Genomic DNA, 20,619 nt, shown 5'->3' with positions numbered 1-20,619 from the left:
CATTATCCAAATCGCGCTGCAGCCACTGCCACCAGCTCTTCGTTCAGCGCTGGCTTTGTGCATATGATTGCGTCGGGAAATGTTGCCTGCATTTCGACATTGTTGGCATAAGCGGTATGGAAAATGACCGGAATCCCCTGATCGCGCAAACGTTCGGCAATCGGAAATACGAGTTCGTTGTCGACGTTGATATCCAGAATTGCGCCATCAATTTCGTCTTCGCGGTCCAACAACACCAGCCCGCTCGAAACAGTCATCGCCGGGCCAATGACAGTAGCGCCCGCGGAAACGAGTGCATCTTCAATCGCCATGGCAACCAAAACCTCGTCTTCGACAACCATGATGCGTAGATTGGCGAGCCGGAGTTCATCATGCTCTGAGGTAAATCCGGGTACGGACGTAATATTCGGAGTGTACTGCCCGGATGCGTGTAAAGAACCAAAACCAACGACCACTATATTTTCCTTTAAATCACCCTTGCCGTCACGAAACTGGAAATTGCAGGCAAAGCTCCATTCCGTCGTCCAGCCAGCGTTGCTCCACGCGACCTTTCAACTGCTGTGTCGAAGCTGAAATCATTTTAGACCCAAAGCCTTTTGAGTCTTTGGGTTTCGTTCCATAGAAACCAAATTCCCGCCAAGTGATACGCACTTCTGGCGATATTGCACTACCGCATTTTTCCCAAGAAATTTTCAGCATTCCATCGGCAGTCGAAAGCGCCCCGTATTTCAAAGCGTTGGTGGCGAGTTCGTGTACGACAAGCCCCAATGGCGTCATTGCGCCGACTGGCAAGCTGACTGACCCTCCATCGTCGATGATGACATTTGCAGCATTTCGATATGGCGCGAGTGTTGCGGTCAGCAACTCTTTCAGGTCAACGGAACTGATCCCTCCTGTCCCTTGCGATACGGAATGGGCAAGAGATAACGCGTGAATCCGGTTGCGAATTCTCTCAACGGTTTCGGGGACATCCTTGCTACCGCGCGCCGACAATGTCACTAAGGATAAAATCACGGCAAACAGGTTCTTGACCCGGTGGTTCAGTTCCTGTGCAACCAGATCGGCTTGTTCCTTACCCTGACGAAGAAGCGTCGCCTGCTGATCGAGCAGTGCAACTCTGCTCGCGCGCCGTTCTTGCACAAAGCTGAAATAAGCTAGCGCAACGACAAGCAGCAACGAAGTCATCAAAATGGCAAAAACGCCAATTTGGATGTTGTCGGCGCGGCCGATGGTCTCAGCGAGTTTGCGCTGTTGCTTCATCTCCAGCCGATTGACAGCATCCCTGATGTTATCCAGCAATAATTTCCCGTACTTGGTCTCCGTTTCCCGAATGGCTTGGTCGCGCTGCCCTTGCGCCGTTAGGGTCACGATTTGATCGATGAACTGAAGCTTCTTCTCGGCTAACGAACGGATTTGCCCGACGGCGACAGCATCCTCCTCTTCGCCTGCTTTCTCAAACTTGGCCTGAAGTTCATCAATATCGGAAAGCCATATGCGATACGCCTGATTATAAGGCTCCAGAAATTCCTTATCTTCCGTCAGGACATAGCCGCGAGCGCCGGTTTCGGCATCGACACCAACGCGGACAATCTCGCGTAAATCGCTTAAGGTCTCGGTAATCTGGACTGACTGCGCCCGGATTGTTCGCTCGTTTGCGTTGGTTGTTATGAAAACATATACTGTGCCCGCAAATGTCGCGATAAGCAGCAACAACGTGATTTTCGGCAGGTTCCGAGACCACCAGAGAGCGAGAGGTTTCAACAGTTGTTCCAATCGCAATCTCCTCGACACTTGCCATGACCCAACAAGCCAAATTGGTCAACAAAGCTAATGTCGGACAACAAAGTCTTTCCAAAGCACGTAGTATCGTCTATCGGCCCTCGTTCCCGAGTTCAACCTTGGGATTCTCGTGCGGGAGGTTGTTGCCAAAGAAATTTGGACGCGACTGTTTGACCGCTTAATTTGACCCATTGTGCTTCGGCATTTTTGGGAAAAGAATGAAAGGACGCCTTTAATGGCCAAGAAAATTGACGGCTATATCGGCCTGCAGGTTGCTGCAGGTTCAGCCACTCCATCCCCGCCAATCGGCCCAGCATTGGGTCAGCGCGGCGTGAACATCATGGAATTCTGCAAGCAGTTCAATGCGGCGACCGCCGACATGGAAAAAGGCACGCCGATTCCAACGAAAATCACGGTATTCGCTGACAAAAGCTTTACCTTCACCATGAAGGCACCGCCTGCGACCTATCTGATCAAGAAGGTTCTGGGCCTGAAATCCGGTTCAAAAGAACCTGGCAAGCTGTCGGCAGGTAAAATTACCCGCAAGCAACTGGAAGAAGTCGCGACCATCAAGATGGCCGACCTCAACGCGAACGACATGGACGCGGCAGTGAAAATCATCTCGGGCTCGGCAATCGCCATGGGCCTTGAAATCGTGGAGGGCTGAGAACATGGCCAAGCTGACTAAAAAAGCAAAGTCGCTCGCGCATCTCGATGCTGACAAGCTCTATGGCGTTGATGAAGCGCTGAAGACGATCAAGGAACTGGCGACCGCTAAGTTTGACGAGACCATTGAAGTCGCGTTGAACCTCGGCGTTGACCCACGTCATGCTGACCAGATGGTTCGCGGCATGGTTTCGCTTCCTGCCGGTACCGGCAAGGAGATGAAGGTTGCTGTCTTCGCACGTGGCGACAAGGCCACTGCTGCGACGGCTGCTGGTGCTGACAAGGTCGGCGCTGAAGACCTTATGGAAGACATGCTGGCTGGTAATCTCGATTATGACCGCGTTATCGCAACGCCTGACATGATGGGCATTGTTGGCCGCTTGGGTAAGACATTGGGTCCAAAAGGCCTGATGCCAAACCCGAAGTTGGGCACGGTTACCATGGACGTTGCTGAAGCCGTCAAGGCTGCAAAAGCTGGCCAGGTTGAATTCCGCGTGGAAAAGCAAGGCATCATCCACAGCGGCATCGGCAAGAAAAGCTTCTCCGATTCCGACCTGCGCAAGAATTTCGACGCGTTGGTCGACGCGGTCATCAAGAGCAAGCCAAGCGGATCAAAGGGCAAATATGTCCGCCGCGTAGCCATCAGCTCGTCAATGGGCCCAGGTCTCAAGATTGACTTGGCCGACGTCGCTGGCGCCTAAGACTTTCGGGTAATCAACAAAAAGGGCTGGAGGGAAACCTCCGGCCCTTTTTTGTTGTGCAATCATAGAGTTCAACCGCGAAACCACCTCGTTACCGAATGACCTCGTCATCCCCAATTTACTCAGTCATCCCCGCGAAGGCGGGATCCATCACGCATTAAAACCTAACCCCGCGGTGCCGCTGCGTGCGGCAAGGCAGCTCATTCAACGCACATTCTTATCTGCGGCGTTTCCTAAGCCACTCCTTCGTCGATGTCATGGAAACTCGGGCTAACGGCTCAATGAACTTGCCGACCATATCAGTGATATCGTTCGAGGGGCCGCCGTTAGCCAAACCAAACGCTGTCTGAGGTTTAAACGATTCCGTTCTGGAAAGCAGACGCTCCCCCACTATTAACACCATGTAAATATAGGATAATTTATCAAATTTTACACACAGCTTAATTGACACTTCAACCGGTTGAAGGAAAATTGTGCCTGCCACGACCGTGGTAATTCTAGATAAGGGAGTGTGTATGTCTTACGTTGATCATAGTGCCGCCTTTGCGCCTGCGAGTGGTATTCAGGAATTAAGCTCTGATGAGATTGGAGCCGTCAATGGATGCGGTTTTTGGGAATCAGTAGGGGAAGCAGCCGACAGTCCATGGAGATCAGCGGGAAGGTTTGTTGATTTTATGATAGATATACATTGGGTCGGCACAACAACTTACCGCGCTAACGGCATTCGAAATATTAAGTAGTATTATAATGGGCGGCACATATCATCTAAAATTAAGAATATTAAAAAGTCGTCCATTTTTTATGGATATTGTCATCCGGTCATTAAAATACTGGATTCTAATATATATTCCCTTATTTTTGTTTTCTTTTTTTATTTATTCTCAAAAATACAAGATACGCAAACCGTCGGATTATCCATTCAGTAATATTGTAGACTCTTTAGATACTATATTTATTTCACCATTTGCAGAATCTGCAATAGTAGCTTTAATTTATATTACATGCGATAATTTAAATATGAGGCAAAATTTTAAAATAGCTTCTTTCATTATTTTAACTACTCTAATCGCTTTTTTTGCTCATGGCGCCGTAATGTCATCAGTATGGCCAACAATTGGCTTTTTCTTTCAAACTATATTCTTTTTTAGGACAATTATTATTTACAAGCGCAGCATATTATTTGCAACATCTGGCATAATGATAATCCACATATTGCACAATATTCCATACGTCATAAAACTATACTTGACTTGAGAAAATGTAAAAATTGTTCCGCATCAATCGTTTGTCCCAGAAGCAAAGCAGCCTCCTCGGTGATGTTGCGCTCTGCGCATAGGCAAGAGACCATTGCTGCTGCCGACCGCATTCTTGTTATGTTTGATGGCAAGATCCAAGACATATCCGCAGCTTAATGGCGATGGCGTTACAAATAACTCTACTTCATTCTAATTCGTTGGAGATACTGTTTATCTGTGTCGTTCACTAGGCGTTCGTCGTTCTAATTAGCAAATGGCAGCTTTTCAGCACTGCTTGAAATTTGTACTGCTCCCTTGCAATGTAGGATTTGGGCTGTCATCTTCGCACCACGACATCATTGACCGCCCAGTGGCTGCAGGGGCATTTAATCAGCCGAAGTCGTTCACAAACTGTTTTGGTGAGACCTTAGTGTGACCTTCCGGCGCAACTGCGCATAAATCAGCAGCGCGGGCTACCCCGTTCGTGTCGCGCGAAGCCAAGACACCCCTGGTCGTTGCGCGACGCCCGCAGGACATCTCGACTGCGCTCGATGCGAACGAAAATGGCACCGCGTTCCTGTGTATCGCCAAGCGAACGCCCTTCCGCCCTTGACTCTCCCCCCAACCCTGCTAGTGGCACCCCTGTTCGGTGGAGCGACGGCTCCACCGGCAACCGTCCGAGACAGTTGGTGAACGGAATTTGCCGTTCTTAATGTCCAGCCTAGACGGGGATAGAGATTTCAGGATTGGCTTTGCCGTCCTTCGCCAATGCTCCGACCTGTGTCGCGGCTCGGCATGAAACTTCCCCACGGACCAAGTCAGCGCAAGCGCCCATCTGGGTGCTTCGCTTTTCGTGTTGGGCTTGCCCGGTTCGCCGGAACGGCCCGAATAAGGAGTAATGCATGAACCGTTCTGAAAAGACCGAAACAGTTGCATCGCTGAACGCCACTTTCAATGAAGCGGCGGTTGTCGTCGTCACCCGGAATCTCGGGCTGACGGTTGCACAATCGACGGACCTTCGTTTGAAGATGCGCGATGCGGGCGCAACCTATAAGGTCGCCAAGAACCGTCTTGCCAAAATCGCCCTTGAGGGAACGTCTTATGGTTCGGTAGCAGAATTGCTCACCGGACCTACAGCGCTCGCCACATCGTCGGACCCGGTCGCTGCAGCGAAAGTTGCGGTCGAGTTCGCCAAGACCAATGACAAACTTGAAATTGTCGGCGGCGCGATGGGTGACACTTTCCTCGATGTAAACGGTGTAAAGGCGTTGGCTTCGTTGCCATCGCTCGATCAACTGCGCTCTACGATTATCGGGCTTGTACAAGCACCGGCAACGAAGCTTGCCCAGTTGTCGACCGCACCAGCTGCGAAATTGGCACGCGTTTTTGGTGCCTATGCTGACCAAGAGGCAGCGTAACTTTTTTAGTGAAACCGGCTGCGTCCCATGGTTTTTAACCGGCTGGGCGGGCCCTACAGATATGACAGAAAATCGGAGTGTTATTTAAATGGCTGATATTGAAAAGCTCGTAGACCAACTTTCGGCGTTGACCGTTCTCGAAGCGGCTGAACTTGCAAAGGCTTTGGAAGAAAAGTGGGGCGTTAGCGCCGCTGCTGCTGTTGCTGTTGCTGGCCCTGCTGCCGCCGCTGCACCTGCTGCTGAAGAGCAGACAGAATTTGACGTTATCTTGACCGGCGATGGCGGCAACAAGATTGCAGTCATCAAGGAAGTCCGTGCGATCACTGCACTTGGTCTGACCGAAGCAAAGGCTCTTGTTGAGTCCGCGCCAAAGGCGATCAAGGAAGGCGTCAACAAGGCAGAAGCCGAAGAAATCAAGGCGAAGATCCTTGCAGCCGGCGGAACCGTCGAACTCAAGTAATTCGTTTCGAAAAGTTCATCTTTTCAACATTCAAAAGGGCGGCGCTTCGGCACCGCCCTTTTTTTGTCATGGCAGCCATGTGTCAGACGGTTTCAGGCGTCAAGTTGGGCCGTGAATCCCGCAGACGTCCTGCAAAACCCTTATGTTTTGCAAATAGCGGGTCAGTTATTGGCGTCTGCACATCATTGCGCGGTGCGAACATAGGATCGGTAATTGGTCCTGCGACAACCGGCGTGCTGAACAATGGATCGGTAACCGGTATGTCGGGCCGACTGTTGACCGACTCGCGTAACCTAGGCCGCTCTTGAGGAGCGACGGCCGTCTGTATAGGCACCTGCGCCTGTGTCGGCGTAACTGGAACCACGGTCGCGTGTGCAATATGCTTGTGGCCGATAGTTTGCCGCTCATCCTCAGGAACGCGTCGACGACGTGCCATAAATAAGCCGCCGAGCCCAAGCGCCGCCAGTGCAGCCGCTAAGCCAGCGAATAGCGGCAGATCATTATCCGCACTTTCAACTGCAGGTGCAGCCTCAGCCTCGGAACCAGCGTTTTGTGGACTTGTCACGGTGCTGGTTGCATTTTCCACGGGAGGAAGGGCAGTCGAAATCGCCGGTTCGTTGAATATCGTCGATTCCGCGGAAGGTGTCGCTGGTGCGGGGCTTCCACCTTGGGGCTGTATTGGACGTGCTTGCACCGGAGCCGCAACCCTGCTGCGTGCAACTGGCGCCGGGGTCGCCCGCGCATTCGCTTCCTCTGCAGCCTGTTGTTGCGCTGCGGGGTTCACAACATCATTCTCCGTAGGCAGTGTCCGCACAAGTGGTGGCGGCGCTACCGTCGTAGCCGGGGCAGGCTGAACTTCCGCCTGTGGGACGGGTGCAGGTGTCGAAGTTACGATTGGAGCCTCTTGTGCCGCAGCGAGACACGATCCGCTTAAAAGTGCTGCGACCAATGCTGTTTTAGTAAATGACTTCACAGAACGTGCGTTCGTCATATCTATTCTCCTAAAGACTAACAGAGTGCCAACGGCTCATCACAATTCTCGGCCCCGCTTGCACCGCTGTGACGTGCAGCTTTGGCGATGAGATGAGTGAAAAGGGCGGCGGTTCACCCGCCGTTCAGCCAAAAATTCCTCTCTACATCATATTGATAATGAGCGACGGGCATGCCCCCATTGTCGTTCCCATCAGTTTTTTCTTTGAAATTTGCCGACGACAAAGGCACGTAGCGGGGATGACACAAAATGAAGATCTTTCCGCTCTAATCCGCAGCATTCCAGATTACCCTAAACCGGGCATCATGTTCCGCGATGTTTCCAGTTTGCTTCTGGATGCAAAAGGCTACCGCATGACAATCGACCGGCTGGCGGGGTTGGTTGACGAAGACACAACGCTGGTTGCCGGCATTGAGGCGCGGGGATTCATAGTAGCTTCTGGCTTGGCTTATGTCCTGGGACTGGGACAACTGATGCTCCGCAAGCCAGGCAAGCTTCCAGGGGAAAAAATCGGCACGGATTATAAGCTGGAATATGGCACTGACCGGATTGAAATGCATGTTGGCCATGTGAAGCCCGGCCAGAAAGTACTTCTTGTGGACGATCTGGTTGCGACGGGTGGAACCGCATTGGCGGGCGTTGACCTTATCCGGCAAGGTGGCGGCAAGGTGGAACAAGCGTTGTTCATTGTCGATTTGCCCGATCTGGGCGGCGCTGAAAAGTTACGTGCTCAGAATATTCGTGTTAATGCGCTCATCGATTTCGATGGCGACTGACGAATATCAGGATTGCGGGTAACGGCTGGCGCACGTTCGGATAGCTGATGGATCAGGACGTGCACCGCTGACTTCGAACCGCGCTATATAGCCGCCGAGTTTCAATTGCTCGGTAAAACCGGTGAGACGGTACCCGACGGCATCAAATTCGCAGAATAACAGCTTTGGCGGAATTCCATGGCGGTCAGTCGGGCGGTCGCGATCGACGACAATAACCTGCCCACCCTTTGCCAAGGCCGGCCGCATCCGCCACAGAAATGCGTATGGCTCCTCAATTTCATGGTACATGTGGACCATGAAGATCCGGTCAAAGCTGTTTTCGGGCAACCGGGGGTCATCAACAGCGCCTTCCTTGATTGCCACATTGTCTAATTGCTCGCGGGTGACACGTTCGCCAAGGCGGTCCAGAGCTCCCCGGTTGATATCCTGTGCCAATACGCGGCCCCTGGGGCCAACCCTTTCGGCGAGCCGGATTGTGTAATATCCCTCGCCTGCTCCAATATCGGCGACAGTTGTGCCGAGCTGAATACCCGCCCAATCCATGACGAATTCAGATTCGCCTGCTTCGTCTCGCGCTGCCTCAGTGGAAAACTGAGTATCGCCAATTTCGGACACCAACCGATCAGCGCGAGGAAACTCAACCGACGTTGTGCTTTGCTCGTCGGACGTGCTCTCGGGGGTGCATCCGCTGACCAGCATTAACCCAAGGGTGAGCGCAGCGATTTTATTAGTCATAACCTTCCGGCGCATCTTGCCGACGCCTCAGGCTTCGGCCAGCGCAGACGGCGTCTGGGCCGCTTGGCTATCAAAGGCATTAAAAACGTCCTTCACCCAGTCAGGCAAAGGAATGGGGCGGTGGATGTCGAGGTCCACATGCACACTGACCAAATCGATTGTCGCACGCAGATCATCGGAACCGTCTTCGGTGCAGCCATGAATTTCCACCAACTGCGTCATGCTCGTTCGGCCAGTTGCTATCGTGCGGGCCATGACCTCAATCAACTCATCGGGTTTAATCGGGGCAAACCAAGTGACAGTGGCTTTCTTGACGTGAAATTCCATCGGCGCACCATTGGCATATTCGCGGAATTTAACGGCACGCCAATATTCAGTAATGGCAACGTCAGCATAATCGAGATAGCGCGCGTTGAAGACGACGCCTTGCGCATCGGTTTCAGACCAGCGCACGCGGAAGCGATGGTGGAAGGCAAAATCGGTACGCGCCATGTCAGATCGCCTTCGACTGTCCAGGCGTATTGACGCCCATTGACTGCAGATAACGCTTCACGTTGCGCGCAGCTTGCCGAAGCCGATGTTCATTTTCCACCATTGCAATACGCACATAACCTTCGCCATCTTCGCCATAGCCAACGCCCGGCGCGACCGCGACCTTCGCTTCGGTGAGCAATTGCTTGGAAAATTCAAGGCTGCCCAGATGCGCCAGCGCAGGCGGCAACGGTGCCCAGGCAAACATCGACGCGCGCGGTGCCGGGATATCCCATCCTGCCCGCCCGAACGCTTCTACAAGGATATCGCGGCGCTTGTGATAAAGCTGGCGGTTTTGTTCGACAATATCCTGAGGTCCATTGAGCGCCGCACAGGCAGCCGCCTGAATCGGTGTGAACGCACCGTAATCAAGATAGCTTTTTACGCGTGTCATCGCCGCAATCAGGTCACGGTTGCCAACGGCAAAGCCGACCCGCCAACCGGCCATCGAATAGGTTTTGGACAAGGATGTGAATTCAACCGCGACGTCCTTGCCGCCTTTGACCTGCAAAATCGAAGGCGTCGGGTTGCCGTCGAAATACAGCTCTGAATATGCAAGGTCGGACAAAATCCAGACCTTATTCTCTTTTGCCCAAGCGACCAGCCGTTCATAAAAGGCAAGATCAACGGTCTCGGCGGTCGGGTTGGACGGATAGTTCACCACCAAAATTGACGGACGTGGCACGGTGAAGGCCATGGCGCGTTCCAAAGAGAGAAAGTAATTTTCATCAGGCGTGGTAGGCACCGACCGGATCGTTGCACCTGCAATGATGAAACCAAATGTATGGATTGGGTAGCTGGGGTTTGGCGCCAGAACGACGTCGCCCGGCGCAGTGATGGCCGTCGCGAGGCTGGCTAGACCTTCTTTCGACCCCATGGTCACGACGACTTCATTTTCAGGATCGATGTCAACGCCAAAGCGCCTGCCATAATAATTGGCCTGCGCCTTGCGTAGACCTGGAATACCCTTGGACGCCGAATAGCCATGAGCATCGGGCTTCCGCGCGACTTCGCACAGTTTTTCGATCACATGTGGCGGCGGGGGCAAATCGGGGTTGCCCATGCCCAGATCAATTATGTCCTCACCCGCGCCACGGGCCGCCGCACGCATCGCATTGACTTCAGCGATGACATAAGGCGGCAAGCGTTTGATGCGGTAGAATTCTTCGGACATTGGCTCCCGTTTCGGGTTGGTTAGTTCAAGACCGCCCTCATGCGCGAAGTTTTAGCGCATTTCCAGAAAAACTATGTCAGGCATCGATCAACGTGGCCGGTTGCCCTTTGCCTTGTGTTTCACACCATGCTTCGACGGGGGTGGGCCATCCTTGCGGAATGGGCGCGCGCCGTCGCGGTTCGAACCGCCGCCACGCGGTCCGTCACCGCGATAGTTGCCGCCACGTGGCGGACCATCACTGCGCGGGTTTACGCCCAGTTGGGCACGCTGCGGACGGTCGCCATCACGGCCCATACGCTTGTTCGCGCGCGCTGCCTCTCGTGGCGGACCATTGGCCTGCACGATCTCTACGTCATTGTCTTCGTCATGCCCCGGCTGCGCAATCGCCTTGGTGAACTTTGCGACTGCAGCAGCAGCAATGCCAACATGCGTTTCATTCGCGGCAATGCGAATGGCACCAATGTCGTTCTTGGTCACGCCGCCACGTCGGCACAGCAGCGGTAAAATCCATTTAGGGTCGGCATTGTTACGGCGTCCGACATTCAGCTTGAACCAGACAGAATCGTCAAATCCCGCGCGATGGTCGTCGCGTGGACGCTCCCGGCTCCCGTCATCAAGCAGTTCTTCTGCTTGCGGCATTTTGGCGCGATGCACACGTACCAAAGCCGCAGCGATGTCTTCTGCAGACATCGTTTCAAGCAATTTGGCACCCAGCGCCCGATCTTCGTCTTCCACCTCTACGGGAGCTAAAAGTGTTTCAAGCAGACGATCATGGTCTTTTGCACGGATATCCGCCGCAGTTGGCACCTTGATCCAGTCCGCTTCAATCTTTGCGCCGCGCAACATGGATTCGACACGCTTGCGGCGCTGATACGGCACGATCAGTACCGCTGTGCCCTTGCGGCCCGCACGGCCCGTGCGACCCGACCTATGCTGAAGACCTTCGGCATCGCGCGGCAATTCAACGTGAACGACCAAAGAGAGGTTCGGCAAGTCGATCCCGCGTGCAGCAACATCAGTCGCTACGCAAACGCGTGCCCGCTGGTCCCGCAAGGCCTGAAGCGCGTGGTTCCGTTCGGACTGCGAATGCTCACCCGACAGGGCAACAACATTAAATCCTCGCTCGGTCAGGCTGGCGTGCAAGCGACGGACGTTTTCGCGCGTTGCGCAAAACAAAATAGCGGTTTCCGCCTCATGCAAACGCAGCAGGTTAACGACCGCGTTTTCAATGTCCGGCGGAGCAACTGTAACCACCTGATAGCTAATGTCGCCATGCCCGCGGTCCTCACCAACGGTCGAAATGCGCAGTGCATCGCGCTGATAGCGTTTTGCGAGCGATACAATCGGCTTCGGCATGGTGGCCGAAAACAGCAATGTCCGACGACCTTCCGGCGTTGCATTCAAAATTTCTTCAAGCTCTTCGCGAAAGCCCATGTCGAGCATTTCATCGGCTTCATCGAGAATCGCGACCTTTAATGCCGACAGGTCAAGCGCGCCGCGCTCAAGGTGATCGCGAAGCCGTCCGGGGGTACCGACGACAATCTGCGCCCCCTGGTTCAACGCGCGGCGTTCCTTCGAAGCATCCATACCGCCGACGCAAGTCGCGATGCGCACGCCAGCCTTTGCATATAGCCACATGAGTTCGCGACTCACCTGCAATGCAAGCTCGCGGGTCGGCGCAATGATGAGGGCAGCAGGTTCTCGTGCAAGGCTTACGAGCCCGCCATCAAGAATCTGGGGCGCCATAGCGAGACCAAATGCTACAGTTTTTCCTGAGCCGGTTTGCGCGGAAACAACCAGATCGCGTCCTATCGCTTCCTCAGCAATAACAGCGTCTTGAACTGGAGTTAACGTGGTATATCCACGCGCGGTGAGCGCTTCATCAAGAAGCGGAGGTATATTTTCAAATGTCATTATTTCGCGCCTTTGCGCTCTTTTTTATCGAATGTCCATGCTGCGCTGCACAACAAAACAATCTTCGACAATTTCATTTGCTTTGATATGCCTGTCAGTATGGCCGACTCATCTCAAATCCCGCCGTTCATGGACTCCAGCCAGTTCCTGAGATTGTTCGAGCAATCAGCCGTCACCAGCACTGACCCGCTTAAGGCCTATCATGCGGCGCTGGATGCTTGGGGAACAGTGTTGGAACCACTCGCAAGGTCAGGTCGGGACAAGGTCGATACGACCGATCGCCGCTTTGCAGCACCACAGTGGGAGCATCCGGTTTTCGACTTGGTTCGCCAAAGCTATCAGGCCATGTCTGAATATATGTTGGCTGCGGCAGACCAGCTTGAAGGCTTGGCGGAAAATGACAAAGCCAAAATGGACTTTGCACTGCGCAGCATCATCGAAGCAATGAGCCCGGCCAATTCGCCCTTTACCAATCCAGTGGCCCTTGAGCGGGCGATGGAATCCAAAGGCGCGAGCCTGATGTCGGGCATGCAGCATCTCATGCAGGATTTACAACGCGGCCAATTGACGCATACCGATTCCGGTGCCTTCAAACTTGGCGAAAATATTGCGGCAACGCCGGGCAAAGTTGTACACCAGACGCCCTTGTATCAGCTCATTCAGTACGACCCGACAACGGAAAATGTTCTGGAAACGCCGCTGATCATTTTTCCGCCATGGATCAACCGCTTCTACATTCTCGACCTCACGGCAGAAAAAAGCTTCATCAAATATTGTGTCGATCAAGGCATCACGGTTTTTGTCGTGTCGTGGAAGTCGGCGGACAGCTCGATGAAGGACATTGTCTGGGACGATTATATTGCCGCACAGATCGACGCGATTGATACGGTTCGCTCTGGCCTTGATGTGCAGGACGTCCACGCGATCGGTTATTGCGTCGCCGGTACAACCTTGGCCGCAACCCTGTCTATTCTTGCCGCCACCGATGCTGCTGACAAGGTAAGGAGTGCAACATTCTTTACGGCTCAAGTCGATTTCAGCGACGGCGGCGAACTGCTGCATTTTATTGACGACCAACAGATCGCCATGATGGAAGCGCTGAGCGCGCCACAAGGTTATATGGATGGCCGGTTCCTTGCGCTGACTTTCAACCTGTTGCGCGGCAAGGACCTGATCTGGTCGACGGTCGTGAAAAATTATTTGCTGGGTGAGGATTATCCCGCCTTTGACCTGCTGCACTGGAATGGGGACGTTACCAACCTGCCCGCGAAATGGCATCGCAATTATGTCGTCGACCTCTATCGCGATAACCGGCTTGTGAAGCCGAATGACATGTCGGCACTCGGCACCCAAATTGACCTGCGCCTTGTAAAGACGCCAACCTATATTCAGGCTGGACGCGAGGACCATATCGCACCTGCTGAAAGTGTCTGGAAGTTGCAGGAGCATTTTAGCGGTCCAACGAAATTCGTATTGGCCGGCAGCGGACATATAGCTGGCGTGGTCAATCCGCCCGCCCAAATGAAATATCAATATTGGACCAATGGCGCTTCGCCGACCTCGCTTCAGGCCTTCATTGACGGAGCGACCGAGACCAAGGGCAGCTGGTGGCCCGATTGGTTCTCCTGGTTGACAGAAAAGGGCTCTACGTGCGTGCCAGCGACAGGAGCGCGCCAGCCTGGCCAAGGCACTCTGAAGGCTCTGGAATCAGCTCCAGGAAGCTATGTCAAAGCCCGGTGAGATTCAGTTGACGTTTACGTAAACGTCTACTAGGTCGAGATTAAGCTTTTTAGGAGAATCGTGATGCAACTGGAATTCAGCCCCGCAGAAATCGCCTTCCAGCAGGAAGTGCGCACGTTCATTGCCGAAAACTATCCCGAGAACCTCCGGTCTGTTCAGGACGAAGGGCATGACCTTTCCAAAGAAGATTTCCTGTCATGGCACCGCATTCTTGCCAAAAAAGGCTGGATCGCGCCTGCATGGCCAGTTGAATATGGCGGCACTGGCTGGACGGCCACTGAGCGCTTCATTTGGTCTGAAGAACTCGCGGCAGCTGACTGCGTTGGTACGATGCCATTCGGCCTGTCGATGGTCGGGCCGGTAATTTACACTTTTGGTACGCCCGAGCAAAAAGCCCGTTTCCTTCCCGGCATTTTGTCGGGCGATGACTGGTGGTGTCAGGGTTATTCCGAGCCAGGCGCCGGTTCCGATCTTGCTTCGTTGCGCACCAAGGCCGTGCGTGATGGTGATCACTATATTGTCAATGGTCAGAAAACTTGGACGACTATGGCCCAGTATGCGGATTGGGGCTTTTTCCTCGTGCGCACCGATCCCGACGCCAAGGCCCAGGAAGGCATTAGCTTCCTGTTGATCGATATGAAGTCGCCCGGTGTCACTGTGCGCCCGATCATTACTCTGGGCGGTGAGCATGAAGTCAACGAAGTCTGGTTAGAGGACGTGCGCGTGCCCGTCGAAAACCGCGTTTATGAAGAAAACAAGGGCTGGACCTGTGCCAAGTTCCTGCTGGCGCATGAACGTACTGGCATCGCCGCAGTCGCACGTTCCAAGCGCGGCGTGGAAAAGATCAAGGCAATTGCCCGCACCGAACAGGACGGCGACCGCCCGTTGATCGCAAACCCATTCTTCAAGCGCAAGATTTCGGAACTAGAAATCGACCTTACAGCGCTTGAATTTACTGAACTGCGCAGCCTTGCCGGCGAAGCGTCGGGCAAGGGCCCTGGCCCTGAGTCGAGCCTGCTGAAGATCAAGGGGTCGGAAATTCAGCAACGCATTACCGAACTCGCGCTGGAAGCGGTGGGCCATTATGGTGCGCCTTACTTCCGTGGCTTTGGCGATGGTGACAATGAACACCCAATCGGTCCGGATTACTCGCATCGCGCAGCACCGACCTATTTCAATGCCCGCAAGACGACGATTTACGGCGGGTCGAACGAGATCCAACGCAACATCATCGCAAAGATGGTACTGGGAATTTAACCGCTCCCCCTCCCGTTCGCGGGAGGGGAAAGGGGGAGGATCACTTTCGCAAGAGACGTGACTTGGCCTCCCCGGCCCTTCCCGCAGACGGGAGGGGGGAAATGAACCGCCAATAAGGCGACGACGGAGAGACACTTCACATGGATTTCAGCTACACCGAAACGCAGGACATGATCCGCGAAACCCTGAGCCGCTTTTTGGCGGACACGTATGATTTCGACAGCCGCAGCAAGATGATTGCGAGCAGCAAAGGGCGTGACCCCGGTATCTGGAAGGCACTGGCGCAGGATCTTGGTATGTTGGGCGCGTCGTTCAGCGAAGATCACGGTGGCCTTGGTGGGGGCTATCTCGAAAACGCGTTGATTATGGAAGAACTGGGCAAAGTTATAGCCATTGAACCTTATCTCCAGACAGTCGTCCTGGGTGGTGGCGCGTTGAAGGCTGTTGGCGGGGCAGTTGCCGACGCAGTTATTCCCGGCATCATTAGCGGCGATGTCATCATCGCTTTTGCATATGCCGAGCCGCAAGGCCGCTACAACCTCGCCAATATTCGCACCACAGCGAAGAAGGATGGCGCCGGTTATGTTTTAAACGGTCACAAGGGCGTGGTCTATGCTGCGCCATGGGCGACGCATTTGCTCGTCACTGCGCGCACTGGCGGCGCAAATACCGATGTGAACGGAGTATCCTTGTTTCTGATCGACGCAAATGCAAAGGGTATTGTGCGCCGCGATTATCCAACCGTGGACGGTTTTCAGGCCTCAGAAGTCTACTTCGAAAACGCGACCATCCCTGCGGACGCCCTGTTGGGTGACGAAGGCGCTGGCCTGCCGCTTATTGAACGCATTGTCGACGAAGCAACGGTTGCCGTCTGCGCTGAATCCTGTGGCGTGACTGCGAAATTACATCAGGGCACATTGGAATATGCGCGCCAGCGCAACCAGTTTGGGCAACCTATTTCGCGCTTCCAGGTGCTTCAGCACCGCATGGTCGATATGTTCATGGAGGTCGAACAATCGAAGTCGATGACCACAATGGCGACACTGAAGCTTGATCTGCCAGCGGCTGAACGCATGGCAGCAGTGTCCGCATGCAAGGCGAAGGTTTCACGCGCCGCGAAATTCGTCGGGCAGAATGCAATCCAGACGCATGGCGGCATTGGTATTACGCAGGAACTGGCCATTGGCCATTTTTTCAAACGGGCGACGATGATTGAAAATCAATTCGGTTCTGCGGATCATCATTATGAACGTTTTGAGCGGCTGACATTGGCAGATTAAAGCGCCTTTCACAATTTTTGTGCACTGCACCATTTCTTGTTGACACACACGGCACCAATCATTATTGTGCAGTGCAACACAACAGAAATGGTGCTCAGAAATGACCAGTAAAACACAAACCAACGGTTCAACGAAAACTGCAAAAGCTGCGGTTGCGAAAGACGTTGCCGTGAAAACTGCTCCTAGCACCGTTGCGAAGACAAAGGCGGAAGAGCCTGTTGCTTCGTCGGCTCCCAAAACCGTGCCTGTTGAATCAACACCGATTGCTCAAGGAGTATCAAAAATGACTGACACTGTTAAAGCCACTGCTGAAAAAACCACTGAAAAGGCAACGGAGTTTTTTGCCGACGTTCGTGAAAAGGCTGTTGAAGCTACGGAAAAGGGCAAGAAATTTGCCGCTGAAGCCGTCGAGTTCAATAAGGCAAACGTCGAAGCCATCGTTGAAGCCGGTAAAATTGTTGCCAAGGGCGCTCAGGAAATGGGCAAGACCAACATGGAATTCGCCAAGAAGAATTTTGAAGAAGTTCAGGTTGCCGTCAAGGAACTGACTTCGGTCAAGTCGCCAACAGATTTCGTTAAGCTTCAAAGTGAATTGGCTCGTAAGGGCTTCGATACCGCCGTTGCACAGGGTTCGAAGAATACCGAAGCGATGGTCAAGCTGGTCAGCGAAATGTTCCAGCCAATCTCGAACCGCATTGCGGCAACGACTGAGCTTTTCAAGAAAGCTGCATAAGCTTTTACACGCTATTGCTCCGGCGGGTCATGCACTTGCCACCTTCTCTCTCTCCTCCTTTTGGTGGCAGGCAGTCGAGATCAGCCGGTGCAATCCAACAAAGAACCGTCCTTTCCCTTGCGGAAAGGGCGGTTTCTTTTTGGTACGACAGAATAGATGATGAACGGGGCTTGCAGAGTCACCCTCCCCTATCCTATTTTAGGCAGATGCAGACTTTCATGGCGCAGGATGACGATGATAAACCAGGCGGCACCCCCGGGGTGGGACTTGCCACGCGCACGCGTCCCAAGACGCAAAAGCCAAGCCTGTATAAAGTGCTGCTGCTGAACGACGATTACACGCCGATGGAATTTGTTGTGCATGTGCTTAAGGCATTTTTTCAGATGGATACGGATCAGGCGACCCGCGTGATGTTGCATGTCCACCAGAAGGGCGTCGGGGTTTGCGGTATCTTTACTTATGAAGTTGCCGAAACAAAAGTGACTCAGGTGATGGACTTCGCCCAGAAGAACCAGCATCCACTGCAGTGCACGCTTGAAAAAGCGTGACTAAGGCCGCCCTTATCGTTGGGGCGGGTGATGCAACTGGCGGCGCGATTGCCAAAGCTTTCGCCCGCGAAGGCTATGTGGCATGTGTCAACCGCCGTGCACGCAACACAGAACAGCTTGAAGCGCTGGCCCAGTCGATTCGCGCAGAGGGATATGAAGCACGGGCCTATCCTGCAGACGCCCGTATCGAGGATGAGGTGGTCACGATGGTCGAAGCGATTGAACGCGACGTCGGGCCAATTGAAGTCGCGGTGTTCAATATTGGAGCCAATGTTAATTTCTCGGTGCTGGACATGACAGCTCAGGTTTATCGCAAAGTTTGGGAGATGGCCGCATTCGCAGGGTTTCTCATGGGGCGCGAGGCTGCGCGCCGCATGGTTGAACGCCAGTCGGGCACGATCATATTTACAGGGGCAACCGCGAGCATTCGAGGCGGCAAAGGGTATTCGGCCTTTGCAGGCGCAAAGGGCGCGCTGCGTATGCTTGCCCAGTCGATGGCGCGTGAGCTTGGACCGCAAAATATCCATGTCGCACATGTCATCATCGATGGTGGCATCGATACGGCCTTCATCCGGGGCATCCGTCCCGATTTTGAGACTGCGAAAGCCGGAGACGGGATATTGTCACCCGAGGCCATCGCGCTGCAATATGTGGCCTTGCACAAACAACATCGCAGCGCTTGGACGCATGAAATGGACCTGCGGCCTTGGTCGGAGACTTTCTAATGACCCAAAGTTTTGAGTTCCTTTTCGATTTCGGCGGGCCCAATAGCTATTTGGCGCACAAAATATTGCCCGAACTCTGCGCGCGAACTGGCGCGGAAGCCGTTTATGTGCCCATCTTGCTTGGCGGGCTGTTCAAGCTCACGAACAACCAAGCGCCAATGCTTCGCTATGCCGAGACGCCGGCCAAGCAGAAATATGAGATGCTGGAATTTGACCGTTTCGTGAAAGCACATGCGATCCCGTTCAGGATGAACCCGCGTTTTCCCATAAACTCGCTATATGTGATGCGCGGTGCAATCGCCGCCCAGCGGCTCGGTTGCTTCGCGCCATATGTTGACGCGATCATGACGGCGATGTGGAGCGACGCGGCGGACATCAGCGACGTTGATGTTGTGCGCGATGTGCTCAATAAGGCTGGCCTCGACAGTTCTGCTTTGCTTACATTAGCCGAACACCCAGAGGTGAAGGCTGCGCTAATAGCCAACACTGAAGCCGCTGCAAAACGCGGTGCATTTGGCGTGCCGACCTTCTTTGTGGGTGAGGATATGTTCTGGGGCAAGGAACGGCTGGGGCAGGTTGAGGCAGCGCTTACCAAATCCTAAGTTGCGCCGCATTTAATTCCCGCTAAATACCCTGCGATGGATAAGATAATCGTACGTGGCGGCAACGCACTAAAAGGCAAAATTCCCATTTCAGGGGCGAAGAACAGCGCGTTGACGCTGATCCCTTGTGCGCTCCTGACCGATGAGCCGCTGACGTTGCGCAATTTGCCCCGCCTCGCGGATATCGATGGCTTCCAGCATTTAATGAACCAATTCGGAGTATCGACCACGGTTGCCGGATCACGTCCCGAAGATTTTGGCCGCGTCATGACATTGGAAGCAACGCGGATCACCAGCAACGTGGCGCCTTATGACCTTGTCCGCAAAATGCGCGCGTCGATTCTTGTCCTTGGCCCAATGCTGGCCCGCGCAGGCGAGGCGACAGTTTCGCTTCCCGGCGGATGCGCAATAGGTAACCGTCCGATTGACCTCCATCTCAAGGCGCTTGAGGCCTTTGGCGTCGAGATAGAAGTCGCGGCGGGCTATGTGAAGGCAATTGCGAAGAAAGGCATTCCGGGCGGGACTTACACTTTCCCTGTCGTGTCGGTCGGCGCGACAGAGAATGCCCTAATGGCCGCCAGCCTCGCCAAAGGCACATGCGTTCTGCACAACGCTGCGCGTGAGCCCGAGATTGTTGACCTGTGCAATTTGCTTGTCGCCATGGGCGCGCAGATTGAAGGCATCGGAACGTCAGACCTGATTATTCACGGCAAAGACCGCCTGCACGGCGCGACTTATCGCGTGATGAGTGACCGGATCGAAGCCGGCAGCTATGCTTGTGCTGCGGCGATAACAGGCGGCGATGTTGAACTGGTCGGCGCCAAGGCCAGCGAGATGGACGCGACACTTGATGCCTTGCGCCAAGCGGGCGTCACCGTGGAGGATACGGGGACTGGCATTCGCGTATCATCCGACGGCAAATTGAGGCCGTTGACGATCTCCACTGCGCCATATCCAGGATTCGCCACCGACATGCAGGCCCAATTTATGGCGATGCTGTGCATGGCAGACGGCGCCAGCGTACTGACCGAAACCATTTTTGAAAACCGCTACATGCACGTCCCGGAATTGAATCGCATGGGCGCACATATCGAAACCAAAGGCCGGACGGCTATCGTGCATGGCGTCAAGAAGCTCACAGGCGCGCCCGTTATGGCGACTGATCTTCGGGCATCGATGAGCCTGGTGATCGCTGGCTTGGTCGCAGAGGGGGAAACACATGTTAGCCGCCTGTATCATCTGGATCGCGGTTATGAGCGACTTGAAGAGAAGCTGCAGCTTGTCGGCGCTGACGTTGAACGGGTGGGCGCGGAGTAATCTATTGCAGCACATACAGCGGATGAAATGAAGCAAC

Annotated in this window: 21 protein-coding genes; 14 read left to right on the top strand and 7 right to left on the bottom strand. The window is 54.0% G+C overall.

The annotated features are described in order from the left end of the window. Positions 1-2 precede the first annotated feature (2 nt). Together ACK4S7_RS02530 and ACK4S7_RS02525 are read right to left on the bottom strand one after the other, a co-directional pair. Entirely contained in the window at positions 3-455 is a 453-nt protein-coding gene (locus ACK4S7_RS02530) for a hypothetical protein (RefSeq protein WP_409644213.1), read from the bottom strand. Positions 456-483: 28 nt separating this feature from the next. Next, positions 484-1,761, bottom strand: a complete 1,278-nt coding sequence (locus ACK4S7_RS02525; protein ID WP_409644210.1) for a sensor histidine kinase — start codon at positions 1,759-1,761, stop codon at positions 484-486. A 253-nt stretch (positions 1,762-2,014) separates the two neighbouring features. Between ACK4S7_RS02525 and rplK the strand changes: the two genes are divergently transcribed. The 5 genes from rplK to rplL all read left to right on the top strand — a co-directional run bounded on the left by rplK (position 2,015) and on the right by rplL (position 6,259). Continuing rightward, a complete protein-coding gene (gene rplK, locus ACK4S7_RS02520; protein ID WP_409644208.1) occupies positions 2,015-2,446 on the top strand; it encodes a 50S ribosomal protein L11 in 432 nt (143 codons plus the stop codon). A gap of 4 nt (positions 2,447-2,450) precedes the next feature. Next, positions 2,451-3,146 (top strand): 50S ribosomal protein L1, encoded by a 696-nt coding sequence (gene rplA, locus ACK4S7_RS02515; RefSeq protein ID WP_409644206.1) that lies wholly within the window; start codon positions 2,451-2,453, stop codon positions 3,144-3,146. Between the two features lie 1,719 nt (positions 3,147-4,865). Further along, positions 4,866-4,994: a hypothetical protein gene (locus tag ACK4S7_RS02510; RefSeq protein ID WP_409644204.1), complete on the top strand. Its 129-nt coding sequence runs from the start codon at positions 4,866-4,868 to the stop codon at positions 4,992-4,994. 289 nt (positions 4,995-5,283) lie between these two features. Then, positions 5,284-5,799 carry a 50S ribosomal protein L10 gene (gene rplJ, locus ACK4S7_RS02505; protein ID WP_409644202.1) on the top strand — a complete coding sequence of 172 codons (516 nt, stop codon included), beginning with the start codon at positions 5,284-5,286 and terminating at the stop codon, positions 5,797-5,799. An 88-nt stretch (positions 5,800-5,887) separates the two neighbouring features. Then, a complete protein-coding gene (gene rplL, locus ACK4S7_RS02500; RefSeq protein ID WP_409644200.1) occupies positions 5,888-6,259 on the top strand; it encodes a 50S ribosomal protein L7/L12 in 372 nt (123 codons plus the stop codon). Positions 6,260-6,341: 82 nt separating this feature from the next. Here the strand turns inward: rplL and ACK4S7_RS02495 are convergent, their stop codons facing one another. Then, on the bottom strand, positions 6,342-7,250 hold the full coding sequence (locus ACK4S7_RS02495; RefSeq protein ID WP_409644197.1) for a hypothetical protein: 909 nt from the start codon (positions 7,248-7,250) through the stop codon (positions 6,342-6,344). Positions 7,251-7,489: 239 nt separating this feature from the next. On the opposite strand from ACK4S7_RS02495, the gene ACK4S7_RS02490 reads away from it, so the two are divergent. Further along, a complete protein-coding gene (locus ACK4S7_RS02490) occupies positions 7,490-8,026 on the top strand; it encodes an adenine phosphoribosyltransferase (protein WP_409644195.1) in 537 nt (178 codons plus the stop codon). A 6-nt stretch (positions 8,027-8,032) separates the two neighbouring features. On the opposite strand, the gene ACK4S7_RS02485 is transcribed toward ACK4S7_RS02490, so the two are convergent. The 4 genes from ACK4S7_RS02485 to ACK4S7_RS02470 all read right to left on the bottom strand — a co-directional run bounded on the left by ACK4S7_RS02485 (position 8,033) and on the right by ACK4S7_RS02470 (position 12,380). Then, complete coding sequence (locus ACK4S7_RS02485; protein ID WP_409644193.1) at positions 8,033-8,761, bottom strand: class I SAM-dependent methyltransferase; 729 nt, start codon at positions 8,759-8,761, stop codon at positions 8,033-8,035. A gap of 27 nt (positions 8,762-8,788) precedes the next feature. Then, entirely contained in the window at positions 8,789-9,253 is a 465-nt protein-coding gene (locus tag ACK4S7_RS02480) for an acyl-CoA thioesterase (protein ID WP_409644191.1), read from the bottom strand. Between the two features lies 1 nt (position 9,254). Then, positions 9,255-10,466, bottom strand: coding sequence for an LL-diaminopimelate aminotransferase (locus tag ACK4S7_RS02475; RefSeq protein ID WP_409644189.1), 1,212 nt, complete (start codon positions 10,464-10,466; stop codon positions 9,255-9,257). An 87-nt stretch (positions 10,467-10,553) separates the two neighbouring features. Next, positions 10,554-12,380: a DEAD/DEAH box helicase gene (locus tag ACK4S7_RS02470; RefSeq protein WP_409644187.1), complete on the bottom strand. Its 1,827-nt coding sequence runs from the start codon at positions 12,378-12,380 to the stop codon at positions 10,554-10,556. A 99-nt stretch (positions 12,381-12,479) separates the two neighbouring features. Between ACK4S7_RS02470 and ACK4S7_RS02465 the strand changes: the two genes are divergently transcribed. From ACK4S7_RS02465 to murA, 8 genes are all read left to right on the top strand, one after another. Then, the gene (locus ACK4S7_RS02465) at positions 12,480-14,120 is read left to right on the top strand and encodes a PHA/PHB synthase family protein (protein WP_409644185.1); all 1,641 of its coding nucleotides are present in this window, start codon (positions 12,480-12,482) and stop codon (positions 14,118-14,120) included. A 63-nt stretch (positions 14,121-14,183) separates the two neighbouring features. Next, positions 14,184-15,377, top strand: a complete 1,194-nt coding sequence (locus ACK4S7_RS02460; protein WP_409644183.1) for an acyl-CoA dehydrogenase family protein — start codon at positions 14,184-14,186, stop codon at positions 15,375-15,377. 140 nt (positions 15,378-15,517) lie between these two features. After that, a complete protein-coding gene (locus ACK4S7_RS02455) occupies positions 15,518-16,657 on the top strand; it encodes an acyl-CoA dehydrogenase family protein (protein ID WP_409644181.1) in 1,140 nt (379 codons plus the stop codon). A 100-nt stretch (positions 16,658-16,757) separates the two neighbouring features. Continuing rightward, the gene (locus tag ACK4S7_RS02450) at positions 16,758-17,390 is read left to right on the top strand and encodes a phasin family protein (RefSeq protein ID WP_409644178.1); all 633 of its coding nucleotides are present in this window, start codon (positions 16,758-16,760) and stop codon (positions 17,388-17,390) included. Positions 17,391-17,596: 206 nt separating this feature from the next. Further along, a complete protein-coding gene (gene clpS / locus ACK4S7_RS02445) occupies positions 17,597-17,938 on the top strand; it encodes an ATP-dependent Clp protease adapter ClpS (protein ID WP_409644176.1) in 342 nt (113 codons plus the stop codon). Next, a complete protein-coding gene (locus tag ACK4S7_RS02440; protein ID WP_409644174.1) occupies positions 17,935-18,663 on the top strand; it encodes an SDR family NAD(P)-dependent oxidoreductase in 729 nt (242 codons plus the stop codon). Before clpS ends, ACK4S7_RS02440 begins: the two co-directional genes overlap by 4 nt. Continuing rightward, entirely contained in the window at positions 18,663-19,265 is a 603-nt protein-coding gene (locus tag ACK4S7_RS02435) for a 2-hydroxychromene-2-carboxylate isomerase (RefSeq protein WP_409644172.1), read from the top strand. The genes ACK4S7_RS02440 and ACK4S7_RS02435 overlap by 1 nt, the downstream gene beginning before the upstream one ends. A 36-nt stretch (positions 19,266-19,301) precedes the next feature. Continuing rightward, entirely contained in the window at positions 19,302-20,582 is a 1,281-nt protein-coding gene (gene murA, locus ACK4S7_RS02430; RefSeq protein WP_409644170.1) for a UDP-N-acetylglucosamine 1-carboxyvinyltransferase, read from the top strand. Positions 20,583-20,619 lie beyond the last annotated feature (37 nt).

Origin of the sequence: Sphingorhabdus sp. (genome assembly GCF_046292425.1) — a bacterium.
Classification (GTDB): Bacteria; Pseudomonadota; Alphaproteobacteria; order Sphingomonadales; family Sphingomonadaceae; genus Sphingorhabdus_B.
Note: the sequence above shows the minus strand (reverse complement) of the source record. Positions and strands in the feature narration are given on the sequence as shown.